The following is a 463-nucleotide window of genomic DNA, read 5'->3' on the forward strand; positions in this document are numbered from 1 at the left end:
ATTTACTCCAAGTATCTCCACAAATAAATAAAATTCTTTTACAAGATCCATTTTCTATCATAGAATAAATTGTATAAAGTCCATAAACATAACCTGAACAAGACTGATTGATATCAAAAGCTAATGTTTTTTCACTCAAACCTAATTTTCCATGCAAATAACAAGCTGTAGGAGGCATAAAAAAATCTGGAGTTTGAGTACAAACTATAATTGCATCTAGGGAGTTTTTATCTATATTCAATTCATTAAAAAGTATATTAGCCCCATATTCTCCTAAATCACTAGCAGTTGTTTCTTGATCAGCTTCATATCTGTATTGTAAACCAACATTTTTTTTAATTTGAGATAGTTTTTTAATATCTCCTTGATATCTTGTATCGAGTTCATCGTCTATATTAATAAGATTTTGAGGAGCTATAGTAAGAACGTGGCTTAATCTTACATGGTTAAAGGAGGCTTGCAT

1 pseudogene is annotated in these 463 nt (G+C 29.4%); it reads right to left on the reverse strand.

Going from position 1 to position 463, the window contains the following annotated elements:
• A pseudogene (locus H2277_RS09165) lies at positions 1-463 on the reverse strand (hypothetical protein); the annotation flags it as partial.

The sequence above is a fragment of the Campylobacter sp. W0014 genome (genome assembly GCF_020135975.1).
In the GTDB taxonomy this organism is placed as follows: domain Bacteria; phylum Campylobacterota; class Campylobacteria; order Campylobacterales; family Campylobacteraceae; genus Campylobacter_D.